At 64.6% G+C, this 14,388-nt stretch carries 13 protein-coding genes; 7 read left to right on the forward strand and 6 right to left on the reverse strand.

Annotation, left to right across the window (positions count from 1 at the left end; translation table 11 throughout):
• Positions 1 to 160: 160 nt before the first annotated feature.
• The 4 genes from ACRYLO_RS06855 to ACRYLO_RS06870 all read right to left on the reverse strand — a co-directional run bounded on the left by ACRYLO_RS06855 (position 161) and on the right by ACRYLO_RS06870 (position 5,505).
• Complete coding sequence (locus ACRYLO_RS06855; protein WP_482659474.1) at positions 161 to 640, reverse strand: glutathione peroxidase; 480 nt, start codon at positions 638 to 640, stop codon at positions 161 to 163.
• Positions 637 to 1,320 (reverse strand): ABC transporter ATP-binding protein, encoded by a 684-nt coding sequence (locus ACRYLO_RS06860; protein ID WP_482659475.1) that lies wholly within the window; start codon positions 1,318 to 1,320, stop codon positions 637 to 639. The genes ACRYLO_RS06855 and ACRYLO_RS06860 overlap by 4 nt, the downstream gene beginning before the upstream one ends.
• Positions 1,313 to 2,563: a lipoprotein-releasing ABC transporter permease subunit gene (locus ACRYLO_RS06865; protein WP_482659476.1), complete on the reverse strand. Its 1,251-nt coding sequence runs from the start codon at positions 2,561 to 2,563 to the stop codon at positions 1,313 to 1,315. The genes ACRYLO_RS06860 and ACRYLO_RS06865 overlap by 8 nt, the downstream gene beginning before the upstream one ends.
• Before the next feature lie 488 nt (positions 2,564 to 3,051).
• A complete protein-coding gene (locus ACRYLO_RS06870; RefSeq protein ID WP_482659477.1) occupies positions 3,052 to 5,505 on the reverse strand; it encodes a TonB-dependent receptor in 2,454 nt (817 codons plus the stop codon).
• A gap of 248 nt (positions 5,506 to 5,753) precedes the next feature.
• Here ACRYLO_RS06870 and ACRYLO_RS06875 point away from each other — a divergent pair, with 248 nt between their 5' ends.
• Positions 5,754 to 6,218 (forward strand): Hsp20 family protein, encoded by a 465-nt coding sequence (locus ACRYLO_RS06875; protein WP_294019091.1) that lies wholly within the window; start codon positions 5,754 to 5,756, stop codon positions 6,216 to 6,218.
• A 107-nt stretch (positions 6,219 to 6,325) separates the two neighbouring features.
• Here ACRYLO_RS06875 and ACRYLO_RS06880 read toward each other — a convergent pair whose 3' ends face one another.
• The gene (locus ACRYLO_RS06880; RefSeq protein WP_482659478.1) at positions 6,326 to 7,963 is read right to left on the reverse strand and encodes a CTP synthase; all 1,638 of its coding nucleotides are present in this window, start codon (positions 7,961 to 7,963) and stop codon (positions 6,326 to 6,328) included.
• A gap of 84 nt (positions 7,964 to 8,047) precedes the next feature.
• Positions 8,048 to 8,386 carry a preprotein translocase subunit SecG gene (secG, locus tag ACRYLO_RS06885; protein WP_482661693.1) on the reverse strand — a complete coding sequence of 113 codons (339 nt, stop codon included), beginning with the start codon at positions 8,384 to 8,386 and terminating at the stop codon, positions 8,048 to 8,050.
• A 203-nt stretch (positions 8,387 to 8,589) separates the two neighbouring features.
• Between secG and ACRYLO_RS06890 the strand changes: the two genes are divergently transcribed.
• From ACRYLO_RS06890 to edd, 6 genes are all read left to right on the forward strand, one after another.
• Positions 8,590 to 8,952, forward strand: a complete 363-nt coding sequence (locus tag ACRYLO_RS06890) for a MarR family transcriptional regulator (protein ID WP_482659479.1) — start codon at positions 8,590 to 8,592, stop codon at positions 8,950 to 8,952.
• A 73-nt stretch (positions 8,953 to 9,025) separates the two neighbouring features.
• Positions 9,026 to 9,262, forward strand: coding sequence for an SH3 domain-containing protein (locus ACRYLO_RS06895; RefSeq protein ID WP_482659480.1), 237 nt, complete (start codon positions 9,026 to 9,028; stop codon positions 9,260 to 9,262).
• Positions 9,259 to 10,191, forward strand: a complete 933-nt coding sequence (gene argC, locus ACRYLO_RS06900; protein WP_482659481.1) for an N-acetyl-gamma-glutamyl-phosphate reductase — start codon at positions 9,259 to 9,261, stop codon at positions 10,189 to 10,191. The genes ACRYLO_RS06895 and argC overlap by 4 nt, the downstream gene beginning before the upstream one ends.
• A 77-nt stretch (positions 10,192 to 10,268) precedes the next feature.
• Positions 10,269 to 11,726: a glucose-6-phosphate dehydrogenase gene (gene zwf / locus ACRYLO_RS06905; protein WP_482659482.1), complete on the forward strand. Its 1,458-nt coding sequence runs from the start codon at positions 10,269 to 10,271 to the stop codon at positions 11,724 to 11,726.
• Between the two features lie 124 nt (positions 11,727 to 11,850).
• Entirely contained in the window at positions 11,851 to 12,558 is a 708-nt protein-coding gene (pgl, locus tag ACRYLO_RS06910; protein ID WP_482659483.1) for a 6-phosphogluconolactonase, read from the forward strand.
• Positions 12,559 to 12,563: 5 nt separating this feature from the next.
• Complete coding sequence (edd, locus tag ACRYLO_RS06915) at positions 12,564 to 14,387, forward strand: phosphogluconate dehydratase (protein WP_482659484.1); 1,824 nt, start codon at positions 12,564 to 12,566, stop codon at positions 14,385 to 14,387.
• Position 14,388: the final 1 nt, after the last annotated feature.

A 14,388-nucleotide genomic window follows, 5' to 3' on the forward strand; every position in this document is an offset into this window, starting at 1 on the left:
TCGCGTTGAAACCCTATCGTCACCCCCGCGAAAGCGGGGGCCCATCTCCTGCGGTTGCCGCGCATCGCACCGGCGCGATTTTGAATGGTCCGGGAGATGGGCCCCCGCTTTCGCGGGGGTGACGCGGTATTCGCGTGAGAGAAGAAGGTGCCAAGAGCGCCTAAAGCAGCTTCTCGATATCCGCCGCGATATCCTCGGGCTTCGTCTGCGGGGCATAGCGCTCGACCACATTCCCCTCGCGGTCGATCAGGAACTTGGTGAAGTTCCACTTGATCCCCTCGGTCCCAAACAGCCCCGGCGCCTGGCTTTTGAGCCAGCGATACAGCGGCGCGGCATCCGCGCCATTGACGTCGACCTTGCCGAACACCGGGAAGGTCACATCATAGGTCAGCGAACAGAAATTCGCGATCTCCGCCGCGTCGCCCGGCTCCTGCGCGCCGAACTGGTTACACGGGAACCCCAGCACCTCGAACCCGCGCTCGCCATAGCGGCGGTGCAGTTCCTCCAACCCAGTATATTGCGGCGTGAACCCGCATTTCGACGCGACGTTGACAATCAGCAACACCTTGCCGGCGAATTCCGACAGGTCGGCCAGCGCGCCGCTTGCGGTCGTGACAGGGATTTCAGTGATCGTCGTCATGCCGTTTCCTCCAGCAATCCCTCATGCAACCGCACTACGCGGTCCATCCTGGCCGCCAGCCGTTCGTTATGCGTCGCGATCAGCGCTGCCGCCCCCTCGCCGCGCACAAGCCGCAGCAGTTCGGCGAACACCACATCGGCGGTCTTCTCGTCCAGATTGCCGGTCGGCTCATCCGCCAGCACCAGCGCCGGGCGGTTGGCGAGCGCGCGGGCGACTGCGACGCGCTGCTGCTCGCCGCCCGACAGCTGGCTCGGGCGATGCGTCAGCCGGTGGCCAAGGCCCAGCGCGGTCAGCAGCCCCTCCGCCCGTGCCCGCGCAGCGGCATGGGTCGCATTCTGGATCAACTGCGGCAGCACGACATTCTCGGTCGCGTCGAAATCGGGCAGCAAATGGTGAAACTGATAGACGAAACCGAGCTTGTCGCGCCGCGTCAGCGTGCGCTCATGGCTTTCGAGCTTCGCCACCTCGATCCCGGCAATCCGGATCGAACCCTCGAACCCGCCTTCAAGCAGGCCGACCGCCTGCAACAGCGTCGACTTGCCCGAGCCTGACGGCCCCAACAGCGCGACGATCTCGCCCGGTGCGACGGTCAGGTCGATGCCGCGCAGCACCTCGATCGTGGCCTCGCCCTGCACGAACGACCGGCGCAGGCCCTGCGTCTGGAGAACGAACTCACTCATAGCGCAATACCTGGACCGGATCGGTGCTCGCCGCCTTGAACGCGGGATAGAGCGTGGCGAGGAAGCTGAACCCCAGCGCCATCAGCGCGATGCTGGCGACCTCCACAGGATCGGTCTTGGCGGGCAATTCGGTGAGGTAACGCATTGAAGGATCCCAGATTTCCTGCCCGGTGATGAAGCCAACGAAGCTCAGCACCCCCTGCCGGAAATAAAGCAGGATAAACCCGAGGATCAGCCCGGCAACGATCCCCAAGCCGCCGATGGCGGTCCCCACCGTCACGAAAATCTTGATCAGCCCGCTCCGCGTCGCGCCCATCGTTCGCAGGATCGCGATGTCGCGGGTCTTGGCGCGCACCAGCATGATCAGCGACGACAGGATGTTGAACACCGCGACCAGGATGAGGATCGACAGCACTGTGAAGGTCACCAGCCGGTCGACCGCCAGCGCCTCGAACAACGTCGCGTTGAGCGTGCGCCAGTCGGACAGCTGCGCGCTCTGCACCACCTTCTGTTGCAGTGGCGCAAGGATTTCGCCGACGCGGTCGGGGTCCTCAGTGTCGATCTCGACCATGCTGACCGAATCGCCCATCAGCAGCAGTGTCTGCGCGGTCTCCATCGGCATGACAACGAACGCCTTGTCGTAATCATAGACCCCGACCTCAAAGATCGCGGCAACCCGGTACGACACGATTCGCGGGATGGTGCCGAACGGGGTCGATGGCCCCTGCGGGCTGATCAGCTGCACGCTACTGCCCAGCGACGCGCCGAGCGTCATGGCGAGGCGCGATCCGATCGCGACACATTCACAGTCGGGCGTCAGATCCGCCATGCGGCCCATCACCACATTGCGGTTGAGCGTCGGGTTCGCGCGCAGGTCGCTTACCGTCATGCCGCGAATCAGCACGCCTTCGACCCGGCCCTGGAAGCTCGCCATCAACGGCTGTTCGATCAGCGGTGTGGCTGTCGTCACGCCCGGCGTCTTGCGCGCCTCGGCCACCACTTCACGCCAATCGCGCAGCTGGCCGCCATAGCCCTGCACCACCGCATGACCGTTCAGGCCGGTGATCTTGTCGAACAGCTCAGCGCGAAAGCCGTTCATCACGCTCATCACGATGACCAAAGCGGCGACGCCCAGCATCACCGCGACCAGGCTGATCGACGCAACCAGCGCGATAAAGGCCTCGCCCCGGCCCGGCAGCAGGTACCGGCGCGCGATCATGCGTTCATATCGGGAAAGGAACATGGCGCGGTGTTAGGGGGTGGCGCGGGCGCGCGCAATCACGCTGTTGCCAAATAAACACAGCGTTGCCGCAATCCGCCGTCGTGACGTCAACGCCCCGTGACAACCGCCTGTCGCCATCCTAGCACGCTCCCACGAAGCAATGGCAACGGCCGTGGTTCGGGGAGGCTCTTCAGCCCCGTCTTGCAAAGGACGCGCGGGCAGAAGTGGCCACTTAAGGGGGCTGACGAGGCATCGTCACGCAGGGGCCCGGGTCGGAAACGGCCCGGGCCTTTGGCGTATTTGTGGCTCGGTGCCAGCCCGCTCCCCCACCCGGCCACCCATATCATGCTACCGCGGGGTGGCCGGGTGGGGGAATGGGCTGGCACCGCACCGGCAACGCCGAAGAAGCGAGTCGGGGAGGAAGCCTCAGGAGCCATCCCGGCCTCCCCCCCTGTCCGGTGCCGTCCCGCGCTCGCGTGCAAGAGCGCGGGCCGACGCCCGACATCCGATCAGAAGCTGAAGCTCAACGTCCCGCCCCATGTGCGCGGATCGCCGACATTGCCCGCGATCAGCCCGGTGTTCCCGGGCGTTGTGGCCAGCACGTCGAAATACTCAACGTCGAACGCGTTGCGGACCCAGGCGAAAACGTTGATCCCGTCATCGGTGCGAAAGCCGAGCCGCAAATTGGTCAGCGCATAGCCATCGATATCGGTGTAGATTGAGCGCGACGCATTGGACGAAAATTTGGACCGCGTGCTGGCGTCGACGCCCAGATAGACTTCACCCGTCTTGCCCAAAATCGACACCGGCTGGTTCGCCTCTCCACCGAAAGAAAATGCCCAGTTGGAAATGCCGGGGAGCCACTCGCCCGAAATGTCGCACGCGATGGGGCTGTTGGTCCCCGGCGTGCCCGGCGCGCCGATCACCGCGCCGCTGCCGCCACCCGCCAACTCGGGCGGGCATGGCGCGTTGGTGAACTCGACATATTCATGATCGGTGTAGGCACCATTGGCGTACAGGCTGAACCGCTCGCTCGGCCGGATCGAGAAGTCGACCTCGACGCCGCGTACCCGCACCTCGCCGGCATTGGCGAGATAGCCACGCAAGGTCGCGTTCGCGCCGTCATTCACCAGCGCCTGATAATCCTTGATCGCGGTCCAGAATCCGGTGACGTTGAGCGTCGCCGTGCGATCCCAGAATTGGGTCTTTGCGCCGATCTCGAAATGATCGACCTGCTCTGGCTTCACCTGAGCGAACTGGGTCTGCGCGACTCCGTTGACCACCGGCACGCCGTTCAGATTGAGCCCGCCCGATTTGAACGTATGCGCGTAGGTTGCATAGAGCAGCACGTCCGCGCTCGGCTTGTACGAAGCGGTCACGTCATAGGACACGTTCCACGCGCGATACGCCTCGTCCCGGAACGCCTGGGGAGTGAGTGCAGCGCGCTGCTCCACCTGACGCGGGGTGCCGCCGGTCGCAGGCACCAGATTGCCCTGCCCGTCCCGGACGATCGAAACATAGCTGCCGACCTTGTCGTCATAATTCAGCCGGACGCCAGGCGAGAGCGTGAGCTTGTCGGCCAGCTCCCAGTTCAGCTTGCCGAACAGCGCGCCGCTGAAGTTCTTGAGGCGGATGTCGTTCGACGCGGTCAGCCCGTCGAGCACCGTCGGATCGTTCGACAGCGCATTGCTCGGATTGATCAGCCAGCGACTCGCCGCGCTTCCCTGACGCTGGGTGCCGGTGGTGTGGATGTCCTGATAGAAAGCGAATGCGCCCAGCACATAGTCGAACCCCGCGCCGTCGCCTGCATAGCGGAATTCCTGGGTGAACTGGTCCTGCCGCGTCGGATTCTGCGACAGCGTGGTGATCGGCAGCCCGGTAAAATCACGGTCATTGGCGGGGAGCCAGTCCCAGAAGCGCCACGCGGTGACCGACGTCAACGTGCCGCGGCCAAGATCGAGTTCACCGCGCAGCGACACGCCACCCAGCGTGTTGGTCGCGTTGAGGTCGGCATCGACATCGGTCAGTCGATCGAACGGATTGGTGCTCGGCACGGCATAGCCGAATGCAGCGGTCAGCGCCGGATATTGTCGCGCCGCCGCGCGCTGGGTCGGACCATAGCGGACATAGATTTGCGCGCAGCATTCGGGATCCTGGCGGTTGTAATCGGCGCTCAGCGTCAGATCGAGCGTATCGCTCACCCGCCACAGGATCGCGCCGCGTAATCCGATGTTATCCTGCTCGTTCACATCATTGCCAGTGGCGACGTTATAGATCGTGCCGCGCCGCCCGGTGGCAGCAACACCAAATCGCGCCGCGACGGTTTCTCCAAGCGGTCCTGAGATCGACGCTTTTGCCTGTTTGAAGCCCAGGCTGCCCACGCTGACCTCGGCCCGCCCCTCGAAATTGAAGCTCGGCGCCTTGGACGTGATGCTGATCGCACCGGCTACGGTATTCTTCCCATACAGCGTCCCCTGCGGACCGCGCAGCGTTTCGACCTGTTGGACGTCGAGGAAATCGAGCGTCGCGACCGCGACCCGGCTGAAATAGACCTGGTCGATATAGACGCCCACGCCCTGGTCGATGCCGTCGTTGGTCAGGCCCAGCGGCGCGCCTAGGCCGCGGATATTGACCGACGAGTTGCGTGGATTGGTCGAGTAGAATTGCAGCGTTGGCTGAAGCTGGGCGAGCCGCGCGACGTTGAAGCTGCCTGTATTGTCCAACTCCTTGACCCCGACGACCGAGATCGGGATCGGCACGTCCTGCGCCTGTTCGCTCCTGCGGCGCGCGGTGACGACGATTTCCGACGCGGCCGTGCTCCGCTGCACATCTTCGGCATCGCGCCGCGGCTCTCCCGGCACGGTCGGCGGCGCAGCTTCCTGAACGGTTACGTCCGCCCCTTCCTGCGCAACCAACGGCGCGGTGGATGACAGCAGCAACAGCGATAGCGTGGTCAGGCTCATTAGAAACTCCCCTTGTGGATCTTGCGCCTTAAACTCCACTGATCGACTAGGGTTTAACCAGACAGGATTTCTATTCCTAGTACATTGATAGGCTTTATGCCGCGATATTCTCTCGCTTCGTCGTCTTGAAAGCCGGACCGCAGTTCCCAAATCTCAATCGTTCGGTGCCGTCAGGGCCGGACAGACTTGGCATCGCGGATGAACCGGATGCCGTAAGACGTTGAAATTGCTCATTGGAGGATTACGCCATGCGTCAGATTGATTTGACCCCCTTCCGCCGCTCGACGATCGGCTTCGACCGGCTCTTCGACATGCTCGAAGCGACCGCGCGCCAGTCCAGCAGCGAAAATTACCCGCCCTTCAACCTCGAGCGCGTGTCGGACGACCGCTATCGCATCACGATCGCCGTCGCCGGCTTCAAGGCTGACGAGATCGAGATCGTCGCCCAGCAGAATCTGCTGCAGGTGACCGGCAAGAAGGGCGAGACCCAGGACAACAACCCCGCGCAGATGCTGCATCTCGGAATCGCCAATCGCGGGTTCGAGCGCCGCTTCGAACTGGCCGACTTCGTGCGCGTCGAGAGCGCGGACCTCACCGACGGCCTGCTTGTGATCGAGCTGGTGCGGGAGGTTCCCGAGGCGATGAAGCCGAAGAAAATCGCCATCGGCGGCAGCACGGAAAAGACCGCGATCGAGCATCGCGACGTCGCCTGATGCGACACCCCCCGGCGCTGCGCTGACCCCTTGCGCATCGCCACAGAAGAGGGCGTCCGAACCGCGGTTCGGACGCCCTTTTTCTTGCCGGTATCAGTCGGTTGCGATCAAACCAGGCGCGACTGGCGCACTGCAGCCTCGATAAAGCTGGCGAACAGCGGGTGCGGATCGAACGGCTTGGACTTGAGCTCAGGGTGGAACTGCACACCAACGAACCAGGGATGGTCGGGGCGCTCGACGATTTCGGGCAACATCCCGTCCGGCGACATGCCCGAAAAGACCAGGCCGCCCGCCTCAAGCTGCTCGCGATAGCCGGTATTCACCTCGTACCGGTGGCGATGCCGCTCGCTGATCGCTTCGTCGCCATAAATGGACGCGACCACCGAATTGCCGTCGAGCTTGGCCGGATACGCACCAAGCCGCATCGTGCCGCCCAGGTCGCCGCCCTCTTCGCGCTTTTCGATCCCGTCCTTGCTCATCCATTCGGTGATGATGCCGACGACCGGCTCATCGGTCGCACCGAACTCAGTCGAGGACGCGCCTGCAATCCCGGCAAGGTTCCGCGCACCCTCAACGCATGCCATCTGCATGCCGAAACAGATGCCGAAATAGGGCACTTTGCGCTCACGCGCGAAGCGGACGCTGGCAATCTTGCCCTCCGCACCGCGCGATCCGAACGCGCCGGGCACCAGAATGGCGTGGCACGGCTCGAGATTCGCCGCGACCTCGGCATCGTCGCCCTTTTCGAACAGCTCGGCATCGATCCAGCGGATGTTGACCTTTACCTTGTTCGCGATGCCGCCATGGACCAACGCTTCGTTCAGCGACTTGTAGGCGTCCGGCAGACCGACATATTTGCCGACCACACCGACCGTCACCTCGCCCTCCGGGTTAAACAGCCGGTCGGTAATCTCGGTCCAGCGCGACAGGTCCGGCGCGGCACCCGGCTCAATCCCGAATGCGCGCAACACTTCGCTATCCAGCCCCTCGGCATGATATTGCAGCGGCACGGCATAGATGCTGGGTGCGTCGAGCGCGGGGATGACCGCACTCGCGGGAACGTTGCAGAATTGCGCAATCTTGGCGCGGTCGCTGGCCGGTAGCGGCTTTTCCGCACGGCACACCAGCACGTCGGGCTGCACCCCCAGCGACGCCAGTTCGCGCACGCTATGCTGCGTCGGCTTGGTCTTCAGCTCGCCGGCAGCGGCGATATAGGGCACCAGCGTCACATGGATGCTGATCGAGCGCCCCCGGCCTAGCTCGTTCTTGAGCTGGCGGATCGCTTCGATGAACGGCAGCGATTCGATGTCGCCGACCGTGCCGCCGATCTCGCACAGTACGAAATCGAGATCTTCGGTCTCCGCCTGGGCGAAATCCTTGATCGCGTCGGTGACGTGCGGGATCACCTGGACGGTCGCGCCCAGATAATCGCCGCGCCGCTCGCGTTCGATGATCGTCTTGTAGATCCGGCCCGAGGTGACGTTATCCGACTGGCGGCTCGCGACACCCGTAAACCGCTCATAATGGCCAAGATCCAGGTCCGTCTCGGCCCCGTCGTCGGTCACATAGACTTCGCCATGCTGATAGGGCGACATCGTGCCGGGATCGACGTTCAGATAGGGATCGAACTTGCGGATGCGGACCTTGTACCCGCGCGCTTGCAGCAGCGCGGCAAGGCTCGCGGCCATCAGGCCCTTTCCAAGCGAGGAGACCACGCCGCCGGTGATGAAAATATACCGCGTCATGGGAGTCACCGCTTATCCTTCAAGCACGAGTGGGGGCAAGCGCCCGACTCCGGACGCCGCCAAATAAAGTTTCGAAAATGCCGTTTAGTTGGCGAGCGGGACCGCGCTGTTGTCCGCCGGCGCCGCAGGTGCCGGCTGGGCCGCCGGAGCGGTCTGCGCGGCTGGAGCGGTCGCACGGCTGGTGTCGATCGCACTGTCGCCGCGGGTTGCCGCCAGCACCGCCAGCGTGATGCTCATCACCACGAAGGCGCCTGCCAGAATCGCGGTCGATCGCGTCAGGAAATTGGCCGCACCGCGCGCCGACATCAGGCCCGACGGGCTGCCGCCGGTCGTCAGGCCGCCGCCTTCGGACTTCTGCATCAGGATCACCGTCACCAGCAAAAAGGCGATGACGGCGTGAACGACGAGGAGGAAGGTGAACAGCATGGCGGTCTTTCTCGGGAAAGCGGCCACATAGGCAACCCGGGGGCGCGGATCAACCGCCGATCGTCAACCGGCGGCGCGACGGGATTGTCACCGAAACGGAACATTTCGTCATCGTGCTGAAACCCGTTGGCCATCGGGGCGTTAATATGCCCGAAAGAACGGTTTCTTGCGGGCCTGTAACGATAATGACGAGTAGTGCGATGAACGCCATGACCGACCATTCGCTAGACCAGTGGAAATCGACATTGATCGATTATGTGCGGTCAGGCGAACCTGATCTGACCAACCGCCAAATGGCATTGATGCTGTTGGTCTATCTTGATCCCGGCCCGCATACCGTACGCGGACTGGCGCGCGCGCTCAACGTGTCGAAGCCTGTAGTCACACGCGCCTTGAACAGGCTGGGCGCTCTAAGCTATCTGCGCCGCCAGCGCGACGAAACCGACAAGCGAAACATCTTCGTCGCGCGGACACCTGAAGGGGCGGAGTTTCTTGCAGAATTCGGACAATTCGTTACCGGCGACGCCCTCGGCACCAACGGCAGACAATCCGCCTCGGCGTAACCGATTCGCGCTAACGGGCCGCTCGGTTCAGATCGACCCTCGTCGTGAGGCGGCGCGCCGCGATCTGGCCGATGTGCGCCTCGCCGACCGGGTATTTGCTCCGCATTATGCCGCCCCGATGATGCGGATTGCCGCGCGCCCGACCGCATTGCGCACGACTCGTGACGCCGATGCTGAGGTGCTGGCAACGCTTGCGATCGGCGACCGGTTTGAGGCGCTTGAGCTGTCCGGCGGTCTTGCGTGGGGTAGCGCGCCGGATCACGGCTTGGTCGGTTATGTCGCCGCTGCTGATCTGGGCATCGTGGCATGACGGTCTCGGTCTTCATCGACGGGGCGGCAGGAACGACCGGCCTTGAAATCCGCGAACGCCTGGCCGACCGCAGCGAAATCGCGCTGATCGCCCTCACAGATGCCGATCGCAAGGATGCGACCAAGCGCGCTGAAGCGCTGAACGGCGCGGATTTCGTGATCCTGTGCCTGCCCGACGACGCTGCGCGTGAGGCAGTCGCCCTGATCGACAATCCGCATACCCGCGTGATCGATGCCTCCACCGCCCATCGTGTCGCCAATGGCTGGACCTATGGCTTTGCCGAGCTGGAACCCTCCCAGGCACAGGCAATTGCGGATGCGCCACGCGTATCAAACCCCGGGTGCTGGCCGACCGGCTATCTCGCGCTCGTCCGCCCGTTGGTCCGCGCCGGCCTGATTCCCGCCGATTGGCAGCTCAGCGCCGGCGGTGCTTCGGGATATTCCGGCGGCGGCAAGGCCATGATCGCACAGTTCGAGGATGGATCGGAACCCACCGGCTTTCGCGCCTACGGCCTCGACCTCGACCACAAGCATTTGCCCGAGATGCAGAAGCATGCCCGGATGGAGCATGCACCGATCTTCATGCCGGCGGTCGCCCATGCGTATCGCGGCATGCTGGTTGAAGTCCCGCTGGCGCTCGCTGCCCTGCCCCGCAAGCCCTCGCCCGCCCAGATTCTGCAGACGCTCGCCGACGCCTATCGCGACTCGCCGGTCGTGCGCGTGGTCGACGACGCTGAAACGACACTGGTGCGGCTTGAGGATGACGCCGGGACCGACCGGTTGACCATCCGCGTGTTCGCTAATGCCGAGCGCGGTCAGGCCCGCCTCATCGCGACGCTCGACAATCTGGGCAAGGGGGCGGCTGGTGCGGCGGTTCAGAACCTCAACATCATGGCGGGGTTCGATCCAGGCGCCGGGCTGTTGCTTTAGCGCCGAATAGGTATGCGCGGGTTCGCAATCCGCGCTCGCGCTGCTAGGGCAGCAAAACGATGACATTGGGAGGATCGATGCGACAGCCTTTCGGCAAGCTGCTGCTGTTTGGAGCCACGGGCGACCTGGCTCAGCGCATGCTGATTCCCTCGCTCTACGGCCTCCATGCGGATCATTTGCTGCCCGCCGGGCTGACCATCACGGGTACCGCGCGGTCAACGCTGTCAGACGCCGAATATCGCGACTTCTGTGCTAAGGCGCTGGAGACGTTCCTGCCCGAGGATCGCAAAGACGCCGACGCCATCGCCAGCTTCCTCGACCGCGTCCAGTATCAGCCGCTCGATGCCTCGACGCTGGAGGGCTATGACGACCTCGCAAAGAAGCTGGGCGACATTTCCGGCGGTCTCGCGATCTTCCTGTCGACCGCGCCCAAGCTGTTCGAACCGACGATCAAGGGTCTCGCGTCGGCGGGTTTGGCGGGAGATAATGTCCGCATCGGTCTCGAAAAGCCGCTCGGCACCGACCTGCCGTCGAGCCGCGAGATCAACGACGCGGTCGCATCGGTCTTCCCGGAGGAGCGGACGTTCCGCATCGACCATTATCTGGGCAAGGAAACCGTCCAGAACATCCTCGCGCTACGCTTCGGCAATTCGCTGTTCGAACCGGTGTGGAACGCCGCTGGCATCGACCATGTCCAGATCACGGTCAGCGAGACCGTCGGCCTTGAGGGGCGCGCAGGCTATTATGACGATGTCGGCGCGCTGCGCGACATGGTCCAGAACCATATCCTCCAGCTGCTCGCGCTGATCGCGATGGAACCGCCGGCCCGCTTCAACGGCACCGCCATCCGCGACGAGAAGGTGAAGGTGCTGCGCTCGCTCCGCCCGATCGTGGGGCAGGATGCTGCAAACCTGACCGTCACCGGCCAGTACACTGGTGGCGCATCGACCGGAAAGATCGTCGGCGGCTATGCCGAGGAGCTCGAAAAGCCGTCGAAGACCGAGACGTTCGTCGCGATCAAGGCGCATGTCGACAACTGGCGCTGGCAGGGTGTGCCCTTCTACCTGCGCACCGGCAAGCGGATGACCGAGCGGCGCAGCGAGATCGTCGTCCAGTTCAAGCCGGTCCCGCATTCGATCTTCGCCGAGCGCGGTGGCGTGCTGCAGTCGAACACGCTGATCATCCGCATCCAGCCGGAGGAATATGTCCGCCTGCTGGTGATGGCGAAGGAACCCGGCCTCGACCGCGACGGCGTGCGCCTGCGCGAAGTGCCACTGAACCTCAGCCTCGATACCGAATTCGCCGGCACCCGCCGCCGCATCGCTTATGAACGGCTGTTGCTTGACCTGATCGAGGGCGACCCCACCTTGTTCGTGCGCCGTGACGAGGTTGAGGCGCAGTGGACGTGGATCGATGCCATCCGCGCCGGATGGGACATGGCCGACGTCAAGCCAAAGCCCTATGCTTCGGGCACCTGGGGCCCGTCCGCCGCCATCGCGCTCACCGAACGCGACGGGGTGACGTGGAACGAGTAAGTTCCCCTCCCGCTTGCGGGAGGGGTTAGGGGAGGGCCTGTCCCGACCCGCGCGCAACATGACATGCCCTCCCCCAGCCCCTCCCGCGAGCGGGAGGGGAGCAGAAGATACGGAGTAGTTGAAAATGGCCGAAGAAATCGAATGGTGGGAGTATGAGGAAGCCAGCGAGTGGAGCGACGCACTCGCCGGCGACATCGCCTTCATCATCGAAAGCGCGATCGACGCGCGCGGCGGCGCGGTGATCGCGCTGGCGGGCGGCAAGACCCCCGCCCCGGTCTATGAAAAGCTCGCCGCAGCAAAGCTCGACTGGAAGCGCGTGACGATCGTCCCGACCGACGACCGCATCGTCCCGCTCGGCGATCCGCTGTCCAACGTCACCGGCCTCGGCAAGGTGTTCATTCCCAAGGGCGCGCGCGTCGTTCCCTTGGTGAGCGAAAAGGCCGACGACTACAAGGCCGCCGGCCGCGCCGCCGATGCGCGTCTCGCCGATCATCACTTCCCGCTCGACCTCGTCCTGCTCGGCATGGGCGCGGATGGCCACACCGCCTCGATCTTCCCCGGCCCCGATTTCGACGAAGCGCTGAACGGCCCGAAGGAGCGCCGCGCGCTCGGCGTGATGCCCGATCCGCTGCCGCCCGAAGCGCCGGTCGCCCGCGTCACGCTGTCCGCCGCCGCCATCGCCAATGCCAAATCGCTGATGATCGCGATTACCGGCGCTGAAAAGCGCAAGGTGCTGGAACAGGCAATCAAGCAGGGCGCGTCCAGCAGCTACCCCATTGGTCGTGTGCTTGCCGAGACCGAATTGCCCGTCGACGTCCACTGGTTGGAGTAAGCGCTGTGCCGACGCTCCACCCCGAAATCGCCGCCGTCACCGACCGCGTCATCGAACGCTCCCGCGAGCGCCGCGCCGCCTATCGCGCGCTGATGACGCAGCAGCGCGAAGGCGGCGTCAGTCGCCGTGGCCTGGGCTGCGCCAACCTCGCTCATGCCTATGCCGGCACGGATGAGCAGCGCGACGCGATGAAGCCCGCGAACCGGATGAATATCGGGATCGTCACGGCCTATAACGACATGCTGTCGGCGCACGCGCCCTATTACCGCTATCCAGAACAGATGAAGATCTGGGCGCTGGAAGCGGGCGCTACGGCGCAGGTCGCGGGCGGCGTGCCCGCCATGTGCGACGGCGTGACCCAGGGCTATGCCGGCATGGAGCTGTCGCTGTTCAGCCGCGACACGATCGCGCTGTCGACCGCGGTCGCGCTCAGCCACAATACGTTCGAAGGCGCCGCCCTGCTCGGCATTTGCGACAAGATCGTCCCGGGCCTGCTGATGGGCGCGCTGCGCTTTGGCCACCTCCCGATGATCATGATCCCGGCCGGCCCGATGCGCACCGGCATCGCCAACAAGGAAAAGGCGCGGGTCCGCGAACTCTATGCCGAGGGTAAGGCGAGCCGCGAGGAGCTGCTCGAATCCGAAATCGCCGCCTATCATGGCAAGGGCACCTGCACCTTCTACGGCACCGCCAATTCCAACCAGATGATGATGGAGGCGATGGGCCTGCACGTACCCGGCGCGTCGTTCATCAATCCGGGCACGAAACTGCGTCAGGAACTGACCAAGGCCGCGGTCCAGCGCCTGCCCCAGATCGGCTGGGACGGCGACGATTACCGCCCGATCGGTGAGGTCGTCGACGAGCGCGCCATCGTCAACGCGGCGATCGTGCTGCTCGCCACCGGCGGATCGACCAACCATCTGATCCACCTGCCCGCCATCGCGCGCAGCGCTGGGATCCTGATCGACTGGGAGGATTTCGACCGCCTCTCGCGGAGCGTGCCCCTCCTCGCCCGCGTCTATCCCAATGGCTCGGCCGACGTGAACGGGTTCGAGGATGCGGGCGGCCCGACCTTCGTGATCCGCGAACTGCTCAAGGCTGGCATCCTCCACGGCGACACGCTCACCACCTTCGGCGACGGCCTCGACGCCTATGGCAAGAAGCCGGTGCTCGAAGGTGAAGCACTCGCCTGGACCGACCACGAAGCGGTCAGCGGCGATGACAGCATCGTCCGTACGATCGAGGCTCCCTTCTCGGAAGAAGGCGGTTTCCGCATCCTTTCCGGCAATCTCGGCCGCGCTTGTATCAAAGTCAGCGCTGTCGAACGCGATCGCTGGACGATCGAGGCACCGTGCCGCGTGTTCGAGACGCAACAGGCGGTGCAGGACGCGTTCAAGGCTGGCGAACTCGACCGCGATGTGGTCGTCGTCGTCCGCTTTCAAGGGCCACGTGCCAACGGCATGCCCGAACTGCACAAGCTCACCCCGCCGCTCGGCGTCCTGCAGAACCGCGGTTTCCGCGTCGCGCTGGTCACCGATGGGCGCATGTCGGGTGCGTCGGGCAAGGTGCCCGCCGCGATCCACCTCTCGCCCGAAGCGCTGGGTGGCGGCCCGATTGGCAAGCTACGCGACGGCGACGTCGTCCGTCTCTGTGCAGAGGAAGGCATTCTGCAGGCGCTGGTTGATTCTGCTGAGTGGGACGTGCGCGACCTCGCCGCCGCACCCCCGCCCGACCTCGGCAGCGGTCGCGAGCTGTTCGCGATGATGCGCCAGGGCGCCAGCGAAGCCGAAGCCGGCGGATCGGCGATGCTGGCCGCGGCCGGCCTCTAAG

This window comes from Sphingomonas sp. SDUR79 (genome assembly GCF_056821745.1).

Bases quoted from the DNA above. Each gene is read 5' to 3' on its own strand.
- ACRYLO_RS06855 (WP_482659474.1), bottom strand. From the start codon at position 640: ATGACGACGATCACTGAAATCCCTGTCACGACCGCAAGCGGCGCGCTG.
- ACRYLO_RS06860 (WP_482659475.1), bottom strand. From the start codon at position 1,320: ATGAGTGAGTTCGTTCTCCAGACGCAGGGCCTGCGCCGGTCGTTCGTG.
- ACRYLO_RS06865 (WP_482659476.1), bottom strand. From the start codon at position 2,563: ATGTTCCTTTCCCGATATGAACGCATGATCGCGCGCCGGTACCTGCTG.
- ACRYLO_RS06870 (WP_482659477.1), bottom strand. From the start codon at position 5,505: ATGAGCCTGACCACGCTATCGCTGTTGCTGCTGTCATCCACCGCGCCG.
- ACRYLO_RS06875 (WP_294019091.1), top strand. From the start codon at position 5,754: ATGCGTCAGATTGATTTGACCCCCTTCCGCCGCTCGACGATCGGCTTC.
- ACRYLO_RS06880 (WP_482659478.1), bottom strand. From the start codon at position 7,963: ATGACGCGGTATATTTTCATCACCGGCGGCGTGGTCTCCTCGCTTGGA.
- ACRYLO_RS06890 (WP_482659479.1), top strand. From the start codon at position 8,590: ATGAACGCCATGACCGACCATTCGCTAGACCAGTGGAAATCGACATTG.
- argC (WP_482659481.1), top strand. From the start codon at position 9,259: ATGACGGTCTCGGTCTTCATCGACGGGGCGGCAGGAACGACCGGCCTT.
- zwf (WP_482659482.1), top strand. From the start codon at position 10,269: ATGCGACAGCCTTTCGGCAAGCTGCTGCTGTTTGGAGCCACGGGCGAC.
- pgl (WP_482659483.1), top strand. From the start codon at position 11,851: ATGGCCGAAGAAATCGAATGGTGGGAGTATGAGGAAGCCAGCGAGTGG.